This window comes from Paraburkholderia elongata, from assembly GCF_013177735.1.
In the GTDB taxonomy this organism is placed as follows: domain Bacteria; phylum Pseudomonadota; class Gammaproteobacteria; order Burkholderiales; family Burkholderiaceae; genus Paraburkholderia; species Paraburkholderia elongata.
The window spans coordinates 1-20,067 of record NZ_WOEZ01000052.1; the positions used below are offsets into that span (position 1 = coordinate 1).

Annotated in this window: 17 protein-coding genes and 1 pseudogene; 7 read left to right on the top strand and 11 right to left on the bottom strand. The window is 60.3% G+C overall.

Annotated elements, in window-relative coordinates:
• The first annotated feature begins 143 nt into the window (after positions 1–143).
• Positions 144–641, top strand: coding sequence for a cupin domain-containing protein (locus GNZ13_RS11155; RefSeq protein WP_172163558.1), 498 nt, complete (start codon positions 144–146; stop codon positions 639–641).
• Between the two features lie 22 nt (positions 642–663).
• Here GNZ13_RS11155 and GNZ13_RS53810 read toward each other — a convergent pair.
• A pseudogene (locus GNZ13_RS53810) lies at positions 664–744 on the bottom strand (Lrp/AsnC family transcriptional regulator); the annotation flags it as partial.
• A 12-nt stretch (positions 745–756) separates the two neighbouring features.
• Here GNZ13_RS53810 and GNZ13_RS11160 point away from each other — a divergent pair.
• Positions 757–1,509: a helix-turn-helix transcriptional regulator gene (locus GNZ13_RS11160; protein ID WP_172163734.1), complete on the top strand. Its 753-nt coding sequence runs from the start codon at positions 757–759 to the stop codon at positions 1,507–1,509.
• Positions 1,510–1,737: 228 nt separating this feature from the next.
• A complete protein-coding gene (locus GNZ13_RS11165; protein WP_172163561.1) occupies positions 1,738–3,129 on the top strand; it encodes an MFS transporter in 1,392 nt (463 codons plus the stop codon).
• Between the two features lie 106 nt (positions 3,130–3,235).
• Here GNZ13_RS11165 and GNZ13_RS11170 read toward each other — a convergent pair whose 3' ends face one another.
• Together GNZ13_RS11170 and GNZ13_RS11175 are read right to left on the bottom strand one after the other, a co-directional pair.
• Positions 3,236–4,477, bottom strand: coding sequence for an NAD(P)/FAD-dependent oxidoreductase (locus tag GNZ13_RS11170; protein ID WP_172163564.1), 1,242 nt, complete (start codon positions 4,475–4,477; stop codon positions 3,236–3,238).
• A 3-nt stretch (positions 4,478–4,480) separates the two neighbouring features.
• Positions 4,481–5,269 carry an ABC transporter substrate-binding protein gene (locus tag GNZ13_RS11175; protein ID WP_172163567.1) on the bottom strand — a complete coding sequence of 263 codons (789 nt, stop codon included), beginning with the start codon at positions 5,267–5,269 and terminating at the stop codon, positions 4,481–4,483.
• A 241-nt stretch (positions 5,270–5,510) separates the two neighbouring features.
• Between GNZ13_RS11175 and GNZ13_RS11180 the strand changes: the two genes are divergently transcribed.
• Both GNZ13_RS11180 and GNZ13_RS11185 read left to right on the top strand, forming a co-directional pair.
• Positions 5,511–6,491 (top strand): ornithine cyclodeaminase family protein, encoded by a 981-nt coding sequence (locus GNZ13_RS11180; RefSeq protein WP_172163570.1) that lies wholly within the window; start codon positions 5,511–5,513, stop codon positions 6,489–6,491.
• Positions 6,478–7,122 (top strand): helix-turn-helix transcriptional regulator, encoded by a 645-nt coding sequence (locus GNZ13_RS11185; RefSeq protein ID WP_172163573.1) that lies wholly within the window; start codon positions 6,478–6,480, stop codon positions 7,120–7,122. The genes GNZ13_RS11180 and GNZ13_RS11185 overlap by 14 nt, the downstream gene beginning before the upstream one ends.
• 172 nt (positions 7,123–7,294) lie before the next feature.
• Here the strand turns inward: GNZ13_RS11185 and GNZ13_RS11190 are convergent, their stop codons facing one another.
• Positions 7,295–9,016: a hypothetical protein gene (locus GNZ13_RS11190; RefSeq protein ID WP_172163576.1), complete on the bottom strand. Its 1,722-nt coding sequence runs from the start codon at positions 9,014–9,016 to the stop codon at positions 7,295–7,297.
• Positions 9,017–9,132: 116 nt separating this feature from the next.
• On the opposite strand from GNZ13_RS11190, the gene GNZ13_RS53815 reads away from it, so the two are divergent.
• Positions 9,133–9,264, top strand: coding sequence for a hypothetical protein (locus GNZ13_RS53815; protein WP_328807217.1), 132 nt, complete (start codon positions 9,133–9,135; stop codon positions 9,262–9,264).
• Positions 9,265–10,517: 1,253 nt separating this feature from the next.
• Here the strand turns inward: GNZ13_RS53815 and GNZ13_RS11195 are convergent.
• Both GNZ13_RS11195 and GNZ13_RS11200 read right to left on the bottom strand, forming a co-directional pair.
• Positions 10,518–12,443 carry an NHL repeat-containing protein gene (locus tag GNZ13_RS11195; protein WP_172163579.1) on the bottom strand — a complete coding sequence of 642 codons (1,926 nt, stop codon included), beginning with the start codon at positions 12,441–12,443 and terminating at the stop codon, positions 10,518–10,520.
• 182 nt (positions 12,444–12,625) lie between these two features.
• A complete protein-coding gene (locus tag GNZ13_RS11200) occupies positions 12,626–13,507 on the bottom strand; it encodes a LysR family transcriptional regulator (RefSeq protein ID WP_172163582.1) in 882 nt (293 codons plus the stop codon).
• Between the two features lie 115 nt (positions 13,508–13,622).
• On the opposite strand from GNZ13_RS11200, the gene GNZ13_RS11205 reads away from it, so the two are divergent.
• On the top strand, positions 13,623–14,501 hold the full coding sequence (locus GNZ13_RS11205) for an NmrA/HSCARG family protein (RefSeq protein ID WP_172163585.1): 879 nt from the start codon (positions 13,623–13,625) through the stop codon (positions 14,499–14,501).
• A gap of 53 nt (positions 14,502–14,554) precedes the next feature.
• Here the strand turns inward: GNZ13_RS11205 and GNZ13_RS11210 are convergent, their stop codons facing one another.
• The 5 genes from GNZ13_RS11210 to GNZ13_RS11230 form a co-directional block, all read right to left on the bottom strand.
• The gene (locus GNZ13_RS11210) at positions 14,555–15,901 is read right to left on the bottom strand and encodes a serine hydrolase domain-containing protein (protein ID WP_236001949.1); all 1,347 of its coding nucleotides are present in this window, start codon (positions 15,899–15,901) and stop codon (positions 14,555–14,557) included.
• Between the two features lie 107 nt (positions 15,902–16,008).
• Entirely contained in the window at positions 16,009–16,377 is a 369-nt protein-coding gene (locus GNZ13_RS11215; protein ID WP_172163588.1) for a BON domain-containing protein, read from the bottom strand.
• Positions 16,378–16,441: 64 nt separating this feature from the next.
• On the bottom strand, positions 16,442–17,500 hold the full coding sequence (locus tag GNZ13_RS11220) for a porin (protein ID WP_172163591.1): 1,059 nt from the start codon (positions 17,498–17,500) through the stop codon (positions 16,442–16,444).
• 104 nt (positions 17,501–17,604) lie between these two features.
• Positions 17,605–18,909, bottom strand: a complete 1,305-nt coding sequence (locus GNZ13_RS11225) for an MFS transporter (protein ID WP_172163593.1) — start codon at positions 18,907–18,909, stop codon at positions 17,605–17,607.
• A 55-nt stretch (positions 18,910–18,964) separates the two neighbouring features.
• Positions 18,965–20,062, bottom strand: a complete 1,098-nt coding sequence (locus GNZ13_RS11230) for a CaiB/BaiF CoA transferase family protein (RefSeq protein WP_172163596.1) — start codon at positions 20,060–20,062, stop codon at positions 18,965–18,967.
• Positions 20,063–20,067: the final 5 nt, after the last annotated feature.

Sequence of the window (20,067 nt, forward strand, 5' to 3'; positions counted from 1 at the left end):
GCGGCCTCCACGAGGTCGCGCAATGTTTTCCGGACAGATTTCCTCGATTTGTTGGCTCGCGCCAGCAATCACATCAACGCCCGGGCTTCAATTGGACGCACAGCAGAAATGTTTTGCGACAGCCTCTTGAGACCGAGGCCGTCATGAGCAATCGCATCATCAATATTGATTCCGTCGAATTGCATCCGCTACCGCCCGAATACGCACCGACCGGCGATGCCACGACGCGTTTCGCACCACAGATCGGCATGTTGGGACGCCGCTTGGGAGCGCATAAACTCGGCTATAACGTCATCGCATTGGCGCCAGGAATGCGTGCATTCCCATTCCACAATCACCGCGTGAATGAAGAAATGTTTTTCGTGTTGAGTGGACAGGGCGAGGTGCGGATCGGCGACACGCTTCATCCGATACGTGCCGGGGATGTGATCGCCTGTCCAGCCGGCGATACAACGACAGCGCACCAGATCGTGAATTCGAGCGATCAGGAGCTGCGCTACCTCGCAATCAGCACGCAGCAGTCGCCGGAAATCTGCGAGTACCCGGATTCGAACAAATATTCCGCGATGGTCGATGGTCCTGACGGCTTCAACGCTATCGGTCCTGGCGGCAAAAGCGCGGGCTATTGGGATGGCGAATAAAAGCTGGATTCGTCCTGCTGGCTCACATCTTGTGCGTCGATAGAAAGATACTGGTTTCAGTGCTCGCGATTCCGTCAATCAAGCGGATTGCGCCGAGCTTTCGCGGGCGACAAGCCTGGTCTCAGCCATTGGGTGTGACGACTCCAACGCATTTGCCGCGGAAGTCTTGAAGTTGTTAGGGGATGCAGCGGGAATCTCACAGTGCACCGTGTTTGCCTATGAGTTCGGCAATCGCCCCAGAACGATCTCCGTAGCGGATCATCGCGGCGGCCGATATTTGCGCAATGTGGCAGATACGTATGCCAAGACCTTCTACGCGCTAGACGGCAACCAGACGATTATCTCGGCGGCCCGTCCCGAGAAACTCGGCTCGGCCGTCCTGCTCCACCAACAAGCTAGCGAAGACATCTTGCATGAGGGCTATCGGGCCGCTTGTTATCACCAGCCCGAAGTGTCGGGCCGGCTTTCCCTTTTGCTGCAGCCGTCGCAGGACATCTGGCTCTCAGTCAATCTATATCGCGACCGTAGGCGTGGAAATTTTCACCCGGATGAAATCGCGCTGATCGAAGCCTTCGCTCCACTGATCGCTCACGCCGCCAGGCATCATTACGCGCTTTGTGGCCAAATTCAGACCGGTATTCCGCAGCTCATGCTGGCACGGGTCCGTGGGATCTGCCCGGACTTATCGAAGCGTGAGCTCGATGTGCTCTGCGGCGTTCTGGAGGGCCGCACCGCGCAAGAAATCGGCGAACTGATGGGCGTCAAGGCCTCCAGCGTCGTGACCTACCAGAAGCGCGCTTACCGCCGCCTCGGCATTTCAAGCCAGCGTCAGTTGTTCGCCTTGTGCCTGGCTCCCGGCAAAAACTAACCCTGAACTGTCCTGCCAACCCGACGCCGGCTGCTCAGGCTGGCGCGTGACGCCGCGGGTTTCCCCTAGCCCATCGCGCCCGTCATGTTGTACCCATTTTGGGGACATCGCGAACTGGCGGCACTTCATACTTCCGTCATCGCCATACTTCGCCTCCCGGACGAAACTGACGCGATTGCATCGAGTGCGCCGGCGCTCGACATAGTCCTCATCGTGGAGACGACCTACATGGAAACGACCCCATCGGCCGACCGCGGCCTGTTGCGTGGAACGCCTTCGAACGACGCCGCACCGGACCCCGCCACACTCGAAAAGCAGGTCATGGCAAAAGTCTCGCGGCACTTGCTGTGGTTCCTCTTTGTTCTGTTCTTTTTCTCGTTCCTGGATCGGATAAATATCGGATTCGCCGGACTGACGATGATGAAGGACCTGGGGCTTTCTGGGGTGCAGTTCGGCCTGGCCACGACATTGTTCTATCTCGCCTACATCGCTTTCGGCATTCCGAGCAACATCGTCCTGGCGCGCATTGGTGCAAAGAAATGGATCGGCACCATCATGATCGCCTGGGGTCTGGCATCCACGGCGACCATGTTTGCGTCCAGCCCCGGCACGTTATACCTGCTGCGCGTTTTGGTCGGCGTTACAGAAGCGGGCTTTCTGCCGGGCGTTCTGCTCTACATGACCTACTGGTTTCCCAGTGCATATCGCGCGAGAGCCAACGCCTTATTCATGATCGCGATGCCGGTGACAGCCGCCGTCGGCTCCGCCCTGTCGGGATACATCCTTGCACTGGACGGCACCCTCGGACTCAGGGGCTGGCAATGGCTGTTTTTTCTTGAAGGCTTGCCCTCGGCGATCCTGGGACTGGTTGTGTTCGCTTATCTGCACGACGCCCCGGAAAAGGCAACCTGGCTCAGCGCCGATGAAAAGCGCACGCTGTCGCGGACGCTTGCCGCGGAGCACCAGGCAGACCCCGTGCCGCGCACGTCGGCAACGGAACAAAGAAGCCTTCTCAGAGAACTCGTCTCACCGACCGTGATCAAGTTTGCGCTCGCCTACTTCTGTCTCGTCAATACGCTCGCCATGGTCGCGGTCTGGACACCACTGATCGTGAAAAGCTTTAGCGCGGACGCCAGCAACCGCACCATCGGTCTGCTGGCTGCGATCCCGCAAATCTGCACCATCGTAGCGATGATCTGGTGGGGGAGGCGCTCCGATCGCAAGCAGGAGCGCAAATGGCACCTCATGCTGCCAATGCTGTTCTCTGCTGCTGGCTGGCTTTGCACGGCTTACTCGGCGAACCCCGTGGTCCAGATGCTGGGTATCTGCCTGGCGTCGGCAGGATCGTACACCGCCATGTCGATCTTCTGGACGACGCCCGATCACGCGCTGAGTTTCCGAGCCCGCGCGGTCGGCATCGCAGTGATTAATGCCACCGGCAATATCGGCTCGGCCTTGAATCCACTCGTGGTGGGCTGGCTGAAAGATCTGACGCATAGTTTTTCGGCGGGATTGCTCTACGCGGCGGCACTGCTCGTGATCGGCGCCATCGTAGTGGCAGTGCTGCCGATCGATGCGACCCGCCAACGCCGCCCTGAACCATCAAGCAGCGCTAGCTAGACGGTGCTCGCTGCGCTGGTTGTGCGACTCAAACCCTGGCGAAGTGTAGGGCGGCGAAGAAACAGCCACGCACGGTCCCCGGCCAACTTGGCGGCGGTGCGGTCACTTACCGGAACCGCTCAGGACGAAACGGATAAGGATCGGCGAAAGGCTGGGCGCCCGTCATCATTTCCGCCAGCAAACGGCCCGTCACGGGACCGAGTGTCAATCCGTGGTGGTTGTGGCCAAACGCGAACCAGAGTCCTCGATGGCGAGGCGCTCGTCCGATGACGGGCCGCATGTCCGGCGTACAAGGACGCCATCCGAGCCACGGCGCTTCGTCCAGCCGGGGGCCCAGACCAAATACCGGCCGGGCGATGTTTTCCGCGCGCGCGAGTTGAATGCCCGTGGGTGGGGCGTCGCGCCGGGCGATTTCAACGCCTGTCGTCAAGCGCAAACGGCCTTCCATCGGCGCCACGACGTACCCTCTCTCCGTGTCGACAAGCGGTACCGAGAGCATCGCCTTCGTGGCCTCGTAGTGCATGTGATAACCGCGTTTCGCGCGCAACGGTATGCGATATCCGAGCGGCGCAAAAACCTTGTCGGACCACGGGCCGAGTGCCACGACCACTTCTTTGGCACTGATCCAGCCTTGCGACGTCTGCACGGTCCATGCGTCGGCATCCAGACGTACCGTGGTCGCCTCTCCGGTCAGAAGCGTGCCGCCGCCGTCCTCGAACAGTCGCGCATAGCCCTTCGTCAACGCCCCCGGATTGGAAATACTCTTCGGGTCCTGCCAATGCAAGGCGCCACAAAAACCGGCGCCTAAGCCAGGTTCGCGCGCCAGAAGCCGCGCGGCGTCGAGCGGCGCCACACGCAACCCATATTGACTCGCCGTCACTTCGGCGGCTGCCGCCTGCCGTTCGAATTCCGTTCGCGTGCGAAATGCCTCGAGCCAGCCACCGTCATGTGCGAGCCTTTCGAGGCCCGCACGCCCGATCAGCACGTCGTGCTCGGCGACGCTCTCGCGGATCAACGGCAGCATGTCGCGCGCGGCAGCCTCGAGCCGCTCTGGAGACGACTCCCACCAAAACCGCGCGAGCCACGTGGCGAAAGACGGCAAGGCCTTGTGGTCCCAGTAAAGGTCGGTGGATTGATTGCGCATGTAACGCAGCAGCGTACCGAGATCGCGTGGAAAGCCGTAAGGGACCACCGACGAGCGCTCGATGAAACCTGCATTGCCGAAGCTGGTCTCTTCGCCGGGGCCGCGTCGATCGACGAGGGCCACACGGCGTCCGCGATCCTGCAGATGCAGCGCCGACGACACGCCGACGATCCCGGCTCCCAGCACGATCACATCGAAATCCATACATTACTTCGCGATAATGTCGCGCTTGAAATACTTCTGCGAAAGATTGCTGAGCGTACCGTCCTTCTTCAAAGCGTTGAGCGCGGCATCGATCTTTCCGGCCAACGCCTTGTCGCCCTTGCGCAGGCCAAAACCTGTTCCTTCGCCAAGCGTTGCCGGATCGCTGAGCGGCTGGCCGACAATCGCATAGTCGTGGCCTGACGGCTTGTTCAGGAAACCATCCTCAACAGTCTGCGCTTCCTGGACGGCAGCATCCAGGCGTCCGGCAACGAGGTCGGCATACACCTGATCCTGGTCCTGGTACGAGACAATCGATACGCCGGCATTCGCCCAGTGGGCCTTGAGGAAATCTTCCTGCGACGATCCCTGCAGGACGCCGACGCGCTTGCCCTGCAGGCTCTTCACATCCGGCAGTAAGGGGGAACCACGCTTTGCCACCATCACGATCGGCACCACGTAGATCGCCGGCGTGAAATCGATGGACTGTTTGCGTTTGTCCGTGATGTTCATAGCGGAATTGATGACGTCGAATTTGCGCGCCTGCAATGCGGGAATCAGGCCGTCGAACGAGTTCTCCACCCACTCGCATTTCACGCCCATCTTTGCACAAACCGCGTTGCCGACATCAACGTCGAATCCCTGCAATTGCCCGGTCGGCGACTTGCTCTCGAACGGCGGATACGCTGCCTCGATGCCGAAACGCAAGGTGCTTTGAGTTTCTGCGCTGACGGTGCCAACCGAACCGATTAGCGCAGCAGCGACGAGAAGTGGGAGTGAAAGCTTCAGAGACATGGTGGTTCCCGGTGTAGTTGAAGGGTCGCGAATTCAGGGCGCGAACGGTCGCTAACGGCGCAACCTCGAGAAGCCGCGTGAGATGCAAAGGAAACCGGCTTCTCACACTCGTTCTGGAACAACAGTCTATTCTGGACATCCACAAATGCAAGCGATTTTCAAAATAAAAGTCCAAACTGGACTTTTTGACTTTAGAATTGTGCTGACGCCGCAAGCCGGCAACGATGTGGAGAGCAGGCCCATGAGCAGCACAGACAAAGCATTCCTGTTGATCGTCCAGCAGGACGCGGTGCGTAAAGCACTACCCCATCTCGATGTGCGCGGTGCGTTGACACGCATGTTTCTCGCGCTGGCGAACGACGCCGCGGTGCAGCCGTCTCAGACCTTCACCCCCTTTCCGCAAGGGGCCGGCGATTTCATTACGTACCTCGGAGTCATGGCGGACGCCAAGGTATTTGGAGCCAAGTTGTCGCCGTACATCGTGACCGAATCGAAACCGGTCATTACGGCGTGGACCGCGCTGATGTCGATGGAAACGGGGCAGCCTTTGATGTGGTGCGACGCGGGCCTGCTCACCATCGAGCGCACCGCCGGTGCAACCGCACTAGCGGTGGATTACCTTGCGGCGCCCGACGCGCGCCGGCTCGCCATCGTCGGCGCCGGTGCGGTGGGACAGGCTCATTTACGCCATCTCGCGGCGTTGCGGCCATGGGACTCGATCAGTGTGTTTTCACCCGGGCTTGCGGGGAACGAGGCGAAGCGCGCGGCAATCACTGCCCTTGGTGACCGTGTGCAGGTTTGCACCAAGCTTGAAGATTGTTTGCGCGATGCCGATGTGGTGGCGTTGTGCACGTCCTCAGGCACGCCGGTACTATCGGAAGAAATGCTGACAAAGCCGGCGCTCATCACGTCGATCAGCACGAACGTCGCGAATGCTCACGAAATTCCACCCGCGTGGCTTCGAGACATGGATGTTTATTGCGACTACCGGCAAACTACGCCTGCCAGCGCGGGGGAAATGAAATTGGCGGCGCAGTTGCATGACTGGTCGCCGGAAAGCATACTCGGCGACCTGCCTGAGCTGGTGTCCGGCGCAGCCAGAAAACCCTCCTGGCGACGGCACGCTTATTTTCGCTCGATCGGACTCGGACTTGAAGACGTGGCGATCGCCAACGAACTATTCAGACACGTAGATCTCACCCATCCCTATGCGAAAGACTAAGACATCGGCCGCACGCAGACTTCTTCTGGATCGATACGGCCGTGTCGCCGACGGCATCGCACTGCTCTTTTTTCCCTACGTTGAAATCGTCATTCACGACTTGCAAAGCCAGACCATTGCTTACATAGCCAATAACCTGTCCAAGCGTGAACTGGGCGACGAATCGGCACTGGAAGAAATCGACCATACGGTGGAGTCAGGCACGATCGGCCCCTACGAGAAAATCAATTGGGACGGCCGGCGGATGCGCTGCGTCAGCACGGTACTCTTTGACGACGCCGGCGTTGCCGTTGGTGTGATGTGCGTGAACTACAACATTGCGGTCTTCGAGGACATGAAACATGTCATCGACCGCGTGATCTCCGGCGCCGGCGTGGTCAAGCAGCCTGAAGAGTTGTTCAAGGACGACTGGCAAGAACGCATCAACACGTTTCTTCACGCATGGCTTCAGGAACGCCAGCTGGCGCTGAACTCACTGACCCGCGACCATCGTCGCGAACTAGTGGAAGCCCTTTGGGCCGAAGGAGCATTCAAGGGGAAAAGTGCCGCGAACTATGTGGCAAACGTGCTGGGGATGGGGCGCGCAACCGTATACCAACACATAAGAGATCTGCGAGACGCGGCAGCCTGAGAAGGCGCGGATAGAAGCTTTCAGTTTCTGATTGTGGCGACAATGCCGCTGCTCTGCCTGATCGTTGCATGGGCAACGGGCCCGGCAATCGGCCCTTAATCGGAACACGTTGATCGACGCGCCGCCACGCTCGCCAGCGGCGCGTCGATACTACTCAGCCTTATTGGCCCACTTATTGGCCCATATACCCGACCGGAACAGTCGCATTGGTTTTGGCAACCGTCGCGTTGTTCGATACGATGTACTGCGGCACCTCGGTGAGAGTCAGCGTGACTTTGCCGTTGGTATAGGCAAGCGTACTGGCATTGCCGTAACCATCGATCTTCGTCACATTGCCCGACGTACCGGCGCTGTCGACCTGAAGCGAATAGCTGGTCGAGTACGTCTGGCTATAAAGGCCGCTGCTCGCGGGCCACTGCGCATTGTTGTGCGCCCATGCAGCCGTCACCACCTTGCCGTTGCCGAGTTGCTGGAACGCATACGCAAAGGTTCCGGATGGCGTACCCGTGACCCGGCCCAATGTATTCGTGCCGTCCAGCACACGTGTCATCGTCGCGAAGGCCATCGCTTCGGGCTTCGGCGAGAGGTTCGATGCTCCATAGGCGCCTTGTGCGTCATCCAGGTCGAAGAACGAGCCGTATCCCACTTCGCCCGGATAGTCAGCACCATAGAACAGCGTCGTCAACTGTGCGCCGCCGCCAAGCACAAGGATGTGCGAGCGCACACCAACTGCGGCGTGGGCAAACAACTGATTCTGCGACGGCACCGTGGGGCCGTAGTTAAGACCCGGATCGTAGCTCGTGCCAGCTTCGGTGAAGAACAGTTTCATGTTCGGCTTGCCCGCCTGCATCACCGAACGCAACTGCGTCATCTGGTTGTCGAGCGCGTTGGCCTGATTCGCCGGATCCGGATCGGAGTCCTGCAATTCGGGCGGATGAGCCGGATAGGTGCCGGCATTCCAGTAGCCATGCGTCGAGACCGCATCGATGTAGTTCCACAAGCCTAAAGCACCGAACTTCTGCAGATAGCCGGTCGTGCAAGTGTCGCAATTCGCAGGGAACGGGTTGCCGGTGCCCATCACGACGGCATTCGGATCGGTCGAGTGAATGCCTTGGTAAGCGGCCTTATACATGGCGACGAAGTTCGCGTCGCTATCCGCCCAGCCGAGGCTCGGCTCCCACGTCACCTGATAGTAATTCTTTTGCTGGTTCGGGTAGTTCGCAGCGCGGATCAGACTCGTATCGGTGCCGACCTTGGCCATGAAGCTCTGGAACTCCGGCATGTTCGACGGCGCATAGTAGCTGTCGTTGAACTGGCCCGTCTTCGAATCCCATGCAGGCAGTCCGTCAAGACGCACGATGCGCATCTGATCGGGATTAGCCTTATAGAACGGGTCGAGGTCATTCACGCTGGGCGTGTACGTGTTGGGACCATTGGGTTCCATGGCCGATACCTCCCGGTCGTCGATGGTCCACGAGATGCCCAGATCATGCAGCGCGGCGATGTTGCCGTTGAAGCCCTGCATGCCGAAGCGGTGCTGATCCTGATGTGCATACGTGACGGTGCCCAGCACCGGCGTCAGGTTCGGCAACACGCCAAACGTCGCGATACCCACCGGACGCGTTCCGGTGTTCGGCAACGTGCCTCCGTTCGAGCGCAGCGTCGCGGTAAGCGCGCCATAGCCTGACCACGTCGACGTGCATGGAATCGAGTTGGTTTGCACGCCGGCGCCAACCGCAAAACTACCCTGCGTCTTGATCGCGCCATTCGAGTCCGCGACGGACCAGATGACCGTATCCGCGCTCGGTGCGTTCGTCGTAATCGCGAGCTTGAACGGTGCCTTGTTCTGGAAAATGCGCATGCCGTCGGTGGTGGGGGTGTCGGCGCTGATCACTCCGTTGGCGGTTCCGCCAGCTGTGTGTGTGGGCGTGCCGCACGAGAGGGTCGAGCTGCCCGGCGTCGGAGTCGGAGTCGGCGTCGGAGTCGGAGTCGGCGTCGGAGTCGGAGTCGGTGTCGGAGTCGGCGTCGGCGTCGGCGTCGGTGTCGGCGTCGGCGTCGGCGTCGGTGTCGGCGTCGGCGTCGGCGTCGGTGTCGGAGTCGGAGTCGGTGTCGGAGTCGGTGTCGGTGTCGGAGCCGGGCTAGCGGCAACCGCTCTCATCCAGCATGACTTGCCGTAGCCGAATGCAGGATCTGTCTGTGAGACCCCGCCGACATAACATCCGACGCCGTTGCTAAAGGTAGCGGGGGCCGTCAACATGACCGACGGCGCGTCGGGCGGAACCGCACCGAACACCACCGAGGCTGTTCCAAGGAAGTTGCAGGTGTCGTTCTCTTGTGCGCACAACTTGTATTGCAGTCCTGCGACGGTGATGGTGCTCGCTTGAGCCTGCGCGTTTTCTGCACCAAACCATGCAAACACGGTTGCAGCCGCAATCCCTAGAAGTTTGAAATTTCTCGTCATTGTGCGTATGTATCGCTAAAGAGCAGGTTATCCCCGAGGATTGAGCAAGATCGAACTAGGCCGTCCCGCCTTGGCGTTTTTGAGTACAGAGAGAGTTGAAGCGGCGAACGCGATGATTGCGTTCATTGCTGATGAAGCTGGCGCGTCCGATGTGACGTTATCCGCTGGCAGATACCGTTAGGCATTCGGACGCACGCTGAGCACCGCCAGGAGACAGCGCGCTCAGCATTTCGATCTTTCATTGGTCAACAGATGATTATTACGTAATACTTACTATCAGAAAAAAATGTCTGCTTGATAAAATTCTATCGGCGATATATGGCGAACCGGGCGGCCTCGATCGCGGTCGAGTCGAATCCAGAACGCGGCAGGCGCGTCCTGAACCCGAAACTAATTAGGTTTCGAGCCCAATTCCGGCAATGCAATACCTGTGAAAATCGCTGACAGGTAGCGTTAAAGTCGCTCGACTCATTCGCAACCCGTTCGTATGATGGATGTTGACCCAGCGCCGCGAACACGCCTACCCGCGCAACCTTTACTTGATTGATGCGGTTTCCGGCGCATGCCCGGCATTACTTACAGCCAGTTTTTTGGCAGACGAATTATAAACGGTTCACCTGTGTAACGTGACCACGACAATGGATGATAAGTAGTAGTTCCAAGAATCTTCCGGGAAACGCTTCCGACGGTTTTCCAAAGGAGGGGAAACGGAAAATCTCTGCCTCACCGCGGCGCGGAAAACGCAAGTTCTTGGCTCTTTTCGAAGGAAAATAAATCTGCGAAGCAAAGGATAGCGCGGCTCGTTTTTATATTATTAATATCAATACGACCGAGTAGTAGATGCATAGGCAGCGAGAACTGAGCGATGCGAATTCAACGAAGCGTGGAACACGCACCGCAACTTTTCTCGTCTGACCCCACTGAAGTAAATCGATCAAGGCGTCCAGCGATAAACAATAAGGCTGGAACCGTTGTAGTTGTCTTTCGTGATCACGTACTCACCGGCCGATCTGAGGTACGCCCTGAGGCCGTACATCGAATCCACGTCGTTGCCCACGTCCACCGTACCCGCACTCGAGTTGATCAGCGTCGTATCGAGGTGACCCGTCGTGAGATTGAAGGCGTCGATGTTGGGCACCGTATGCACGTAGCCGACAAAAAGATAATTCCCGGCGGCCGTGATCGACTTGGGATTGGCGCTGGTGAGGTTGATCACCGGATTGGGCTTCGTCGTGTTGCCCGCGCTCCAGCCGTGATACACCTCGATCCTCGATTGCATCGCCGTCCAGTCCCAACTCCCGGCGATACCTTGCGCGAGAATCATGGTGTCGCTCTCCGGCAGGTAAATGATGCGTGTCAATGGCCGGATGGTCTGCGGAATGGAGATGGCGATGGCGGGTCCCCATGTCGGCTTGCCGTTGCCATCGAAGCTGGTCAGCGGGTAGTGGTAGATGTGATTCGTCCTGTCCAGACCGGCCCACACGTCTCCCCGGCTATCGATGCAAAATCCGCCTGTGACCTGTCGGGTCGTATTGAACGCAGGACCTGGAATCGACGCGTCCGGAATGGCGATGTAACCGCTCGCCGGGTTGAAATGGAAGAAGTAAAAGATCCCGGGGTTCTGTCCGGACGCGACGAGGATCCGGTTTCCGCCGACGCTGACGAGCTGACCGAAGTGCTCGTCGCGCTGCGTATCGTTCATGTTGAGGCGGGGATCGGACGGATAGCTGAACGGGTCAACGGTGTTCGCGACGAAGGTGCCTCCAGAAGTGCCGGTGTAAATGTTGGTGCCACCATAGAAGTAGGCGCCGTCCGTAACCGGGTCCGGCGCGGCGACCGCCTCGAAGTTGAGGGACTGAAGCTTCCATTGCGGGTTGCCGGCACTGTCATACGCGTGAAGGTCGGTGCCGCCATTGCGGCCCAGGTCCCACCCTCCGCCCCATGGGTTGTTGAGCACATACAGGTTGCCGGCTGCGTCTTCGCCGATGCCGGCAACACGCGTGAAGCGCTTGTCGCCAACCTGGCCTTTGATGCCGGTGGTGTTGTCGAGATAGCCGCCCTGAATGCCGAACGTGCCGACCAGGGTCGGTGTGGCCGAGACGTTGTAGAGCTTGATATTCATGTCGGGACCTTGGTCGCCGACCATGAGCTGTCCTGATGATGCGTCGAAATATAGCGCGGACGGTCGCGAGGCTGCGGACATCTGGATGGTGTTCAGCAGAGCGCCGCCCGGACTGAATTCGACGATCGCGGCCGCGCTCTGCTGCGCTACCCAGAGATTTCCCGCGCCATCCAAAGCGAGTGCACCGGGACTCGCTACGTTGATGTCCTGCTGCCACACGCCGTCGGTGGAGAAGACCCGGACGCGATTGCCAAAGAAGTCGCTCGCATAAAGGAGAGAGCCGGTTGTTGCGAGTCCGGTGATGACATCGGCCCGCTTGACAGCGGTCCATGTGCTCGCGGGGATGAGGAGATCGCGTTTCTGAGTCGCGCGGTTGTATCGCCCTACCGCCCCGCTGCCGTACGCAGTGCTGTACTGCAAGGCAGCGAAGATCGACGTGGCATTCCCCGTGATGGCCCCACCCTGAAACTCGCTGTTAATTCCAATGGAGCCGATGCTCTTGCCGTTCTGGTAGATCGCGACGCCACCTTCGTTTTCATCCCATAGGGAGGCCGTATAGATCACGCCTTCAGGCGCGACCCACATTGAGCGCGCGGCATTACCCACGTGAGCGGCCTGGGTTCCGAATGTGTTCGCCAGCCAGTCGGTGGTGTATTGCGCCTGACACGCTGGCGCAATCACAGTGATCGCGGTGATCACTACGCCAAGCAGCGCAGCACGGATTCGTTTCTTAACCATGAGTGATGCTCTCCTGACAGTTGTCCCTCGATAACATAAATCACCGTAAATCATCGAGTGAAACGGGGGAAATTCAGCAAGCATATTTTTGCCTGCCATTCGCAAGTTCGCGAGTATCGCTCAAGTTCGTGTCATTGCGTATCGCATGCGCCGCACGCTTGCCCTGTTCAAGGAGCAGCCCGTCAGAACCTGACCGAGTCCGGTTTCAGCATGTCCATAAACGCGCGGACCTTGGCGCTCAGCAAACGGCGCGAACTATAAAGCGCCCAGATTTCCACGGGCGAACCCGCTTCCGCTCCCCAGCAAACGAGCCGTCCCGTCGACACATCCTGTTCGACCAGCAAGCGAGGCAGGAGCGCCGCGCCCACGCCCTGTAGCACCGCCTCGCGCACCATCAATAGCGATGACATCCGCAGCACCGGCATCGGTTTGATGACCCTCACACCGCCGCCTTGTGTCCTCATGTTCCAGAGCACGCCCGGTGGCGCCGCGATCGACATGACCGCCGGCACCTGCAACTCGTCTGCTTCGCTTGCAGGAATCGACGGTATCGACATGGTCGGCGAAGCGACCACGAGACGCTCGTCACCGAGAATGCGCCGCCCTATGAGCTGCTCGTCATCCGGTGGATCGATACGGATCACCAGGTCGTAGCCGTCCTCCACCGGATCCGCGACGCGGTCTTCAGCAATGATCTCGAGCTCGACCTGCGGATAGGCCAGCGCAAAGCGCGCAGCGATCTGACACAGCAGGACATGCGCGAAAACGACCGGCGCGCTGATGCGCAAGCGCCCGCGCGGCACCGGCGCGCGCGATGCGACCGCTTCGCCCGCCTCCTGAATCTCCGCCATCAGCCCCAGCGTGCGCTCGTGGAGTGCGAGACCTTCCTCGGTCAGACGCAGCCTGCGTGCGCCCCGCTCGATCAACCGCACGCCCAAGTCTTCCTCCAGCTCGGCCACGCGCCGCGACAGCGTGGCCTTGGGACGGTCGAGCGCCCGACTGGCCGGCCCGAAGCCGCCGTGCAATGCGACCGCATTGAAATCTGCCAGCGACGTCAAATCCATGATCGTTCCATATACGAGACGAGGCGTCTGGATTCTTGCACTTTCGGCCTATCAATGGAACGACTATTGTTCGTCTCACGGACTAACCCAGTCCATTCAACCCCAGGAGAAAGTCATGGCAATCCTCGTAACTGGCAGCACGGGCGTGATCGGCAAGCAGGTTCTCGACCATCTGAACGGCAGCGGCGCCGAAGTGCGGGCACTGACCCGCTCGCCGGAAAAGGCCCAATTCCCTGCTGGCGTCACCGCGATCAAGGGCGATCTGTCCGACATCGACGCAGTGCGGCGCGCAATGAACGGCGTCAGCACGCTGTTCCTCCTAGCCCCCAACGCCGCGGACGAACTGACACAGGCCCTGCAGACCCTCAGCATCGCGCGGGAGGCCGGCTTGAAAGGCATTGTTTACCTGTCGGTTTTCAAGGGCGCGGAGTACGTCGACGTGCCTCACTTCACCGGCAAGCACACGGTCGAGCGCATGATCGAGCACAGCGACCTGCCGGCGACAGTGCTGCGCCCCGCCTATTTCATCCAGAACGACGTCAGGCAGAAAGACCCGCTGCTGACGCACGGCGTCTACGGCATGCCGATTGGCGGCAAAGGTATTTCGATGGTCGACGTCCGCGATATCGGCGAGGCTGCGGCACGCGAACTCCTGCGCCGCGAGCGCGCCGCCAAGCCGCTGCCCCGTGAAACGTACGAACTCGTCGGTCCTGATGCGCTGACGTCGGACACCATCGCTGCGATCTGGGCCGAGGCACTGGGACGTCCGGTCCGCTACGGGGGTGATGATCTCGACACGCTTGAACAGCGTCTCAAGGCGGTCGCGCCGGGTTGGCTCGCTTACGACATGCGCCTGATGATGCGCCGCTATCAACAGGACGGCGCAGTCGCTTCGAAAGCTGAAGTCGATCGCCTGGCTGCGCTGCTCGGGCGGCAGCCAAGATCCTATCGGGACTTCGCGGTTGCCACGGCCGCCGCGTGGGCGAAGGGCTGATTGATCAGGATGGGGGAAAGGCGCTATAGAAAGACTCGCTCACGGATCTGTGTTCAAGATCCGAGGGCGGCCTTGATCGCACGCGCCGCCGCGTCCAATGCTTGCGCAGTAGCAAGCGGCGCGCGAGGAATGGCCTTGCCCGCTGCCGCGCTCGTCGGGCGCGCGGCTTGATCCGGATACGATGAAAACTTGACGATCGTGATTCCAGCTTGGGGATTCACGAGAATCGACTGGCCAAATCGCCCGCCGGCAGCGAATGACCTGTCACCGTCGTTCACCTGGTACCAGTAGTCGTGATAGGAATAGCCGGGCCGGCCTGCGGCAAGATTGCCCTTCGCGAATGCGCCAGCGTTATCCGTTGGCTTCAATGCAGCGAGAATCGACGAAACCGGGAACAGCGTCGAAGCGCCGGCCGCCCCCTTGCGCATTAGTTCACCGAAGCGTGCGGCGTCGCGCAGCGTCGTATTGAAACCGCCGCTTGCCATCTCCGTTCCCGTGCGATCCACGACGACGTCACCATCATCTTCAGCGATTTTTTGCCATATCGAGCGCGATACCATCTCGCTCCACGATAACCCGGTAATGCGCCGAAGCGCCCAGCTGACCGCTTCCGGCGAGCCGTTCTGGTAGTACCACACCTCACCCGCTGTCGCATTCGGCGTTGCGTGTGTCACCTTCAGAAAATCGTAGATGCTGTCCGGTGCATCGCTGCGGCGGGGAATGAATCCTACGGCGCCAAAGAGACCCAGATCCGGTGGCAGATCCGCCGGATAACTGACCGGCACTTCCATATCGAGGTTCTGCTGCACGGTGGCATCACCAAAAGGGGTGCCCGCCAATTCAGGTACGTACGTGGACAGTTTCGCCTGCGGGTTGAGCTTCCCCTCGTCGATTAATTGCGCGGCAATCAGTCCGGTCACCGATTTGGTCATGGAGGCCCACGCGTGAGTCTGATGCGGCGTATAGGAATTGAAATAGCCCTCGTAGACGATCTTTCCATCGTGAATGACGATGAAACCATCGGTATAAGTTCGCCGCAGATAATCGCTCATGCTCAACGTCGTTCCATCCACGGTGAACTGCACTTTCTCAGGATCGAGCGCGGACGCTGCCGGCAAAGGCATCGGCACACGCGCATGCTCGACATTGGCCGTCGGTATCATCATGCGCGTGTTTCGCAGCGCCCAGACAAGGTTGGGAAAGCGCATGGAGTTCGCTTTCGTGACCAGCTTGTCCGCCGGCGGAGGAAAACCTTGCATGACGCCGAGTTCAACGGGATCCGTGGCGGGCGCGGCCATTTGCGAATGCGCGGCTGTCGGCAATATCGTGCCGACAAGCGTGGCGGACATGGCGACGTGCAAGCGGATTGTCGGAGCCGCTGAAAGTGTGCTGATGTTCATACGTTTTCTCTTGGTGAACGGTCTTGCAGGTTCGTCGTTGTCATTGCTGTCTTCGCATCAGAAGCAGCCAGGCTCGACGCAGCACGATACGAGGTTTCTCAATGCCACTAGAGCGACGGCCCGGAAACGCGGATGAAATTCTCCACAGTCTTGACGCCGTCGACTTGCTTTGCGGCATCGGCAGCCATCGAAACTTGCTCGTTATCGGTTACCGAGCCGTTTAGCGTGACATGCCCGTCGCGAACCTTGACGAGAATGCGGGCCGCGTTCAGTCCGCGGGTCCTTTCGAGCACGGTAGCAACACGGTGGGCAAGCTTCCTGTCCGCGGCCTTCGAGGCCTTCGTGGAGACTACGGCAGAGGCACTGACGGACGCCCCTTCTGCCGGGGCGGGCGTGGCCTGCGCCATGGCGTTGCCGGCGAATGCGAGAAGCGTCGCGGCAACCAGGGCATGCAGATTTTGGTGTGGGTAAATCATGCCATTCCTTCGGTCAATGTGAACAAGTAGGGAATATGAACGCTCATCACGTCGCCACGAATGCCTAGAAACGGGTCATCAGGCCGACTGAAACGCCGGTCAATGTATGGCCGCCAGGATTGAGACCAAGGGCCGTGATGTTCGCTGGGTCATAGCGATAAGCGCCCGAGAAGCCGTTGCGATCCAACTCTGCATAAAGCTCGGTCTGCTTGGAAAGGAAATATTCGGCGATCGCAAAAGTCGTGATCTTGTGGCCGCTGGCAGACTGAACGTTGCCGAGGTCGCTGGCGATATCGTCAATGAACGCCGCCGTGACCTGGAATGACGGCGTGACGACCCACACCAGGCCGCCGCCCGGAATTTTGTCGCGGCGCCGGGGCGCACCGGGCGCCGCGCCGGTGACCGTAAGGTCGGCATAGTTCAGGTAAAGGCGCGCCGGCCCGACCTGCAACGTGCCGCCGGTCTGGAACGTTTGCGCCCACTGCATTGCGGTGGCGTTCCAGGTCTTCTGATAGGACACGCCGCCGAGCGCCGGTCCCCATTGATACATGGCGGCGCCGGAGAAGTTCGTGCCGGCGCGCGAGTTGCCGGCCACGCCGCCTGGCGAATAGCTGGCACCGAAGCGAAATCCGCCCACCTGCCCGAGGTACTTGATGGTGTTATTGAACCGCGAATCGAGTGTGAAATAGCTCGCGCCGTATACAACGCCGGGTTCGATTGCAATGGATTGCCCTCGCCCGCCGGCCGGATCGATGAGAATGCCAAAGTCTTCGTTGGCGTTCAGTTGCCTGCCGAATGTCAGGCGCCCGAAATCGCCGGTCAAACCGACAAAGGCCGCCTGAGAAAACAGCGTACCCGAGGTCTTTACCGCGCCAGTGCCGCTATTGAATGCGCCCTCGAGTTTGAAGGTTGCCTTGAGACCGTTGCCCAGGTCTTCTTTGCCAGTAAAACCGAACTGATTGCCGGCGATGATATTGTTGTTGAAGCCGACTACGCTGCCGCCCTTGGCACCGTTCGTCCATCGGACGCCTCCACCGATGTCGCCGTACAGCGTGACGCTCGATTGCGCATAGGCCGCACCGGAAAGCACGCTCATCAGCGTCGCATACAAGACCTTCTTCATACGTCTCCTTGATTATTTTATGTATATTCATATGGATAACTAATAAAGTAGAAAACTGTCGCGTATCCAGAGGTACGCGACAAGAAACAGTCTTTCTGGTGCCGTCAGCTCCGTTCGACCAGGTTGAGCTCCCTCGGCACACGTGTCGTGCCGATAGCAAGTCGGCGTTGCGAGCGTTGCGGGTCGAGGCAGAAAGCGCAGAGCACGCCGCATCCCAGCAGCACCACGCCGCTCGCGACGCTCGCCTGTTCGAACCCGACTGCAGTCGACCGGCCGGCGCCTTCGATCAACAGGCCGGTCACGATCGGCGCGGCGAGTCCGGCGAGCGACGAAAAACCGTTACTCAGCGCGAGAATGCCGCCCCGCTGCGAATCAGGTGTCACTTCGCCGAGCATGGCCGGCCCGATCGAATACGTCACGAGCGTCATGCCGCTGCCGAGCGTCAGCAAGACGAACCTGAGCATCGGTGGGAGACCCGGCCACGCCTGCGAGGCAAGCTGCGCACCCGCCACGACGAGCGTCACGGTCAGGAAGCCGCCACGCCCAATCCGCGACGGCACGCCGCGCGCCAGCAGGCGCTGGGACAGCCAGGCCAGGCCCAAGCTAAGCGGCGCGGTGACTGCCACGAACAACGCGAACATGCGGCCCGCCACCTGGGGCGAATAGCCCATCCCGAGTTGCAGCCAGGTCGGCGTCCAGGTGAGCGTCATCGCGAGAATCCAGTTTGCAGCGAAATGCCCCGCGAAAATGCCTAGAACCGTTCGATCCGTCAGCAGCAGTCCATACGGAACGCGCGCGGTATGGCCCGATCGCACCGGACTCGACAGTTTCCCCTCGGCGCCGAACACCAGCCACACGACGCACCACAGGCTGCCGAGTGCGGACAGCACGAGAAAATTGGCTCGCCAACCCCAATGGGCGGTAATAGCCGGAATCGTCAGGCCGGCCACCAGCAGGCCGAGGGCGCTGCCTTGGTGAAGTACCGCGACGGGCAGATTGCGCTTTGCGTCGGGAAACCACTTGTAGAGCGCATGCACGGCCACCGGCGACGCGGGCCCTTCACCCGCGCCGAGCAGGACACGGCACGCGATAACGCTCCAGATCGAGCCGGCAACGAGCATCGGTAATTGCAGCACGGTCCATGCGCCGGCCATCAGCAACAACAGCCATTTTGTCGACGCGCGATTCGCCGCGAGCCCGCCGAGCACTGCGGAGATCGAGAACAGCCTGTTGAGGCTGCCGCCGATCAGCCCGAACTGCGTGGGCGACAGATGAAGCTCGCGCATCATCGGCACGGATACGAGGCCAAGCACGACCTTGTCCAGAAAGTTCACGAGCATCATCAAAGCCAGCATGATCGCGATGGACCACGCCCGCCAGGGCCGATACCGGCTTTGTTCGCTTGCCATTCGATTTGTCTCCATGATTGTCGGAACGTCTTTGCGTCCCTGGTATTGCGTTGCCTCAGCCGTCGTGCTGACCGAGCAGCGGGACGGTGTCGCCTGCGTCGGGCAGACCTGCGGAGAACTTCACTGGAAAGCGCGCCGCCATGGATCCGTCGTGAGCGAACTCGCGGACCATGCCTCGTTCGCGCACGTGCGGATCGAGAAACAGCTCGTGGACGTCAAGCAGCGGCGAAACCGGTAGATCGAAAGCGCTCAGCGTTTCGAGCCATTCGGCAAGCGTGCGCGCCGAGAACAGGTGCACAAGCAGCGCGTTGACCTCGCGTTTGAATTGCTGCCTGCCGAGGCGCGATGCGAACCGATCGTCCATCAACGCCGGGTAGTCGGCACCGAGTGCTTCGCGCAGGGTCAGCCAGAATTTGTTTTCCAGAATTCCCAGCGCAAGATGCCGCCCGTCCCGGGTTTCGAAAATGTCGTTCTCGGGCATGACCGTCGGCGATGCCAGGGGTTCCTCTGCATAGTCGCGCGACGTCCACGCGGCGGGCGCCGTCCACGCCATCACGCAGTCGTGGATCGACACGTCGAGATGCTGGCCACGGCCATTCTGACGCGCACTGAGAACCGCCACGGCCAGCGCGAGCGCAGCATGACTCGAAGCCGCATAGTCAGCGAGGCGAACCCGTGGACGCGCGACACGGTCGTTGACTTGAACCGGTATCGACCAGAAGCCGCCTAGCGCCAGATAGTTGAGATCGTGGCCGGGCAGCGCCGAATACGGTCCGGTCTGCCCGAACCCGGATATCGAGCACATGACGATGCGCGGGTTCACCTCGGCGAGCGCGGCGTAGTCGAGTCCGAGCCGCTGCATGACGCCTGGCCGGAAGCCTTCGACGGCCGCATCCGCGTCCCGTATCAGATCGAGAAACGTCGCCTTGCCGGCGGCACTCTTCAGATCGAGCGCGACAGAGCGCTTGCCGCGGTTGAGCTGCGCGAAAACCGAGCCTCCTAGTTGCCGCGCCGGATCGCCCCTGCCCGGCGGTTCGACCTTGACGACGTCCGCACCTAATTGCATCAGCATTGAAGTGGCGTGCGGCCCGGGCAACAACTGACTCAGATCGACAATCTTGACGCCGTTCAGGCATGACCAGTCCGGTTTCATCTGCA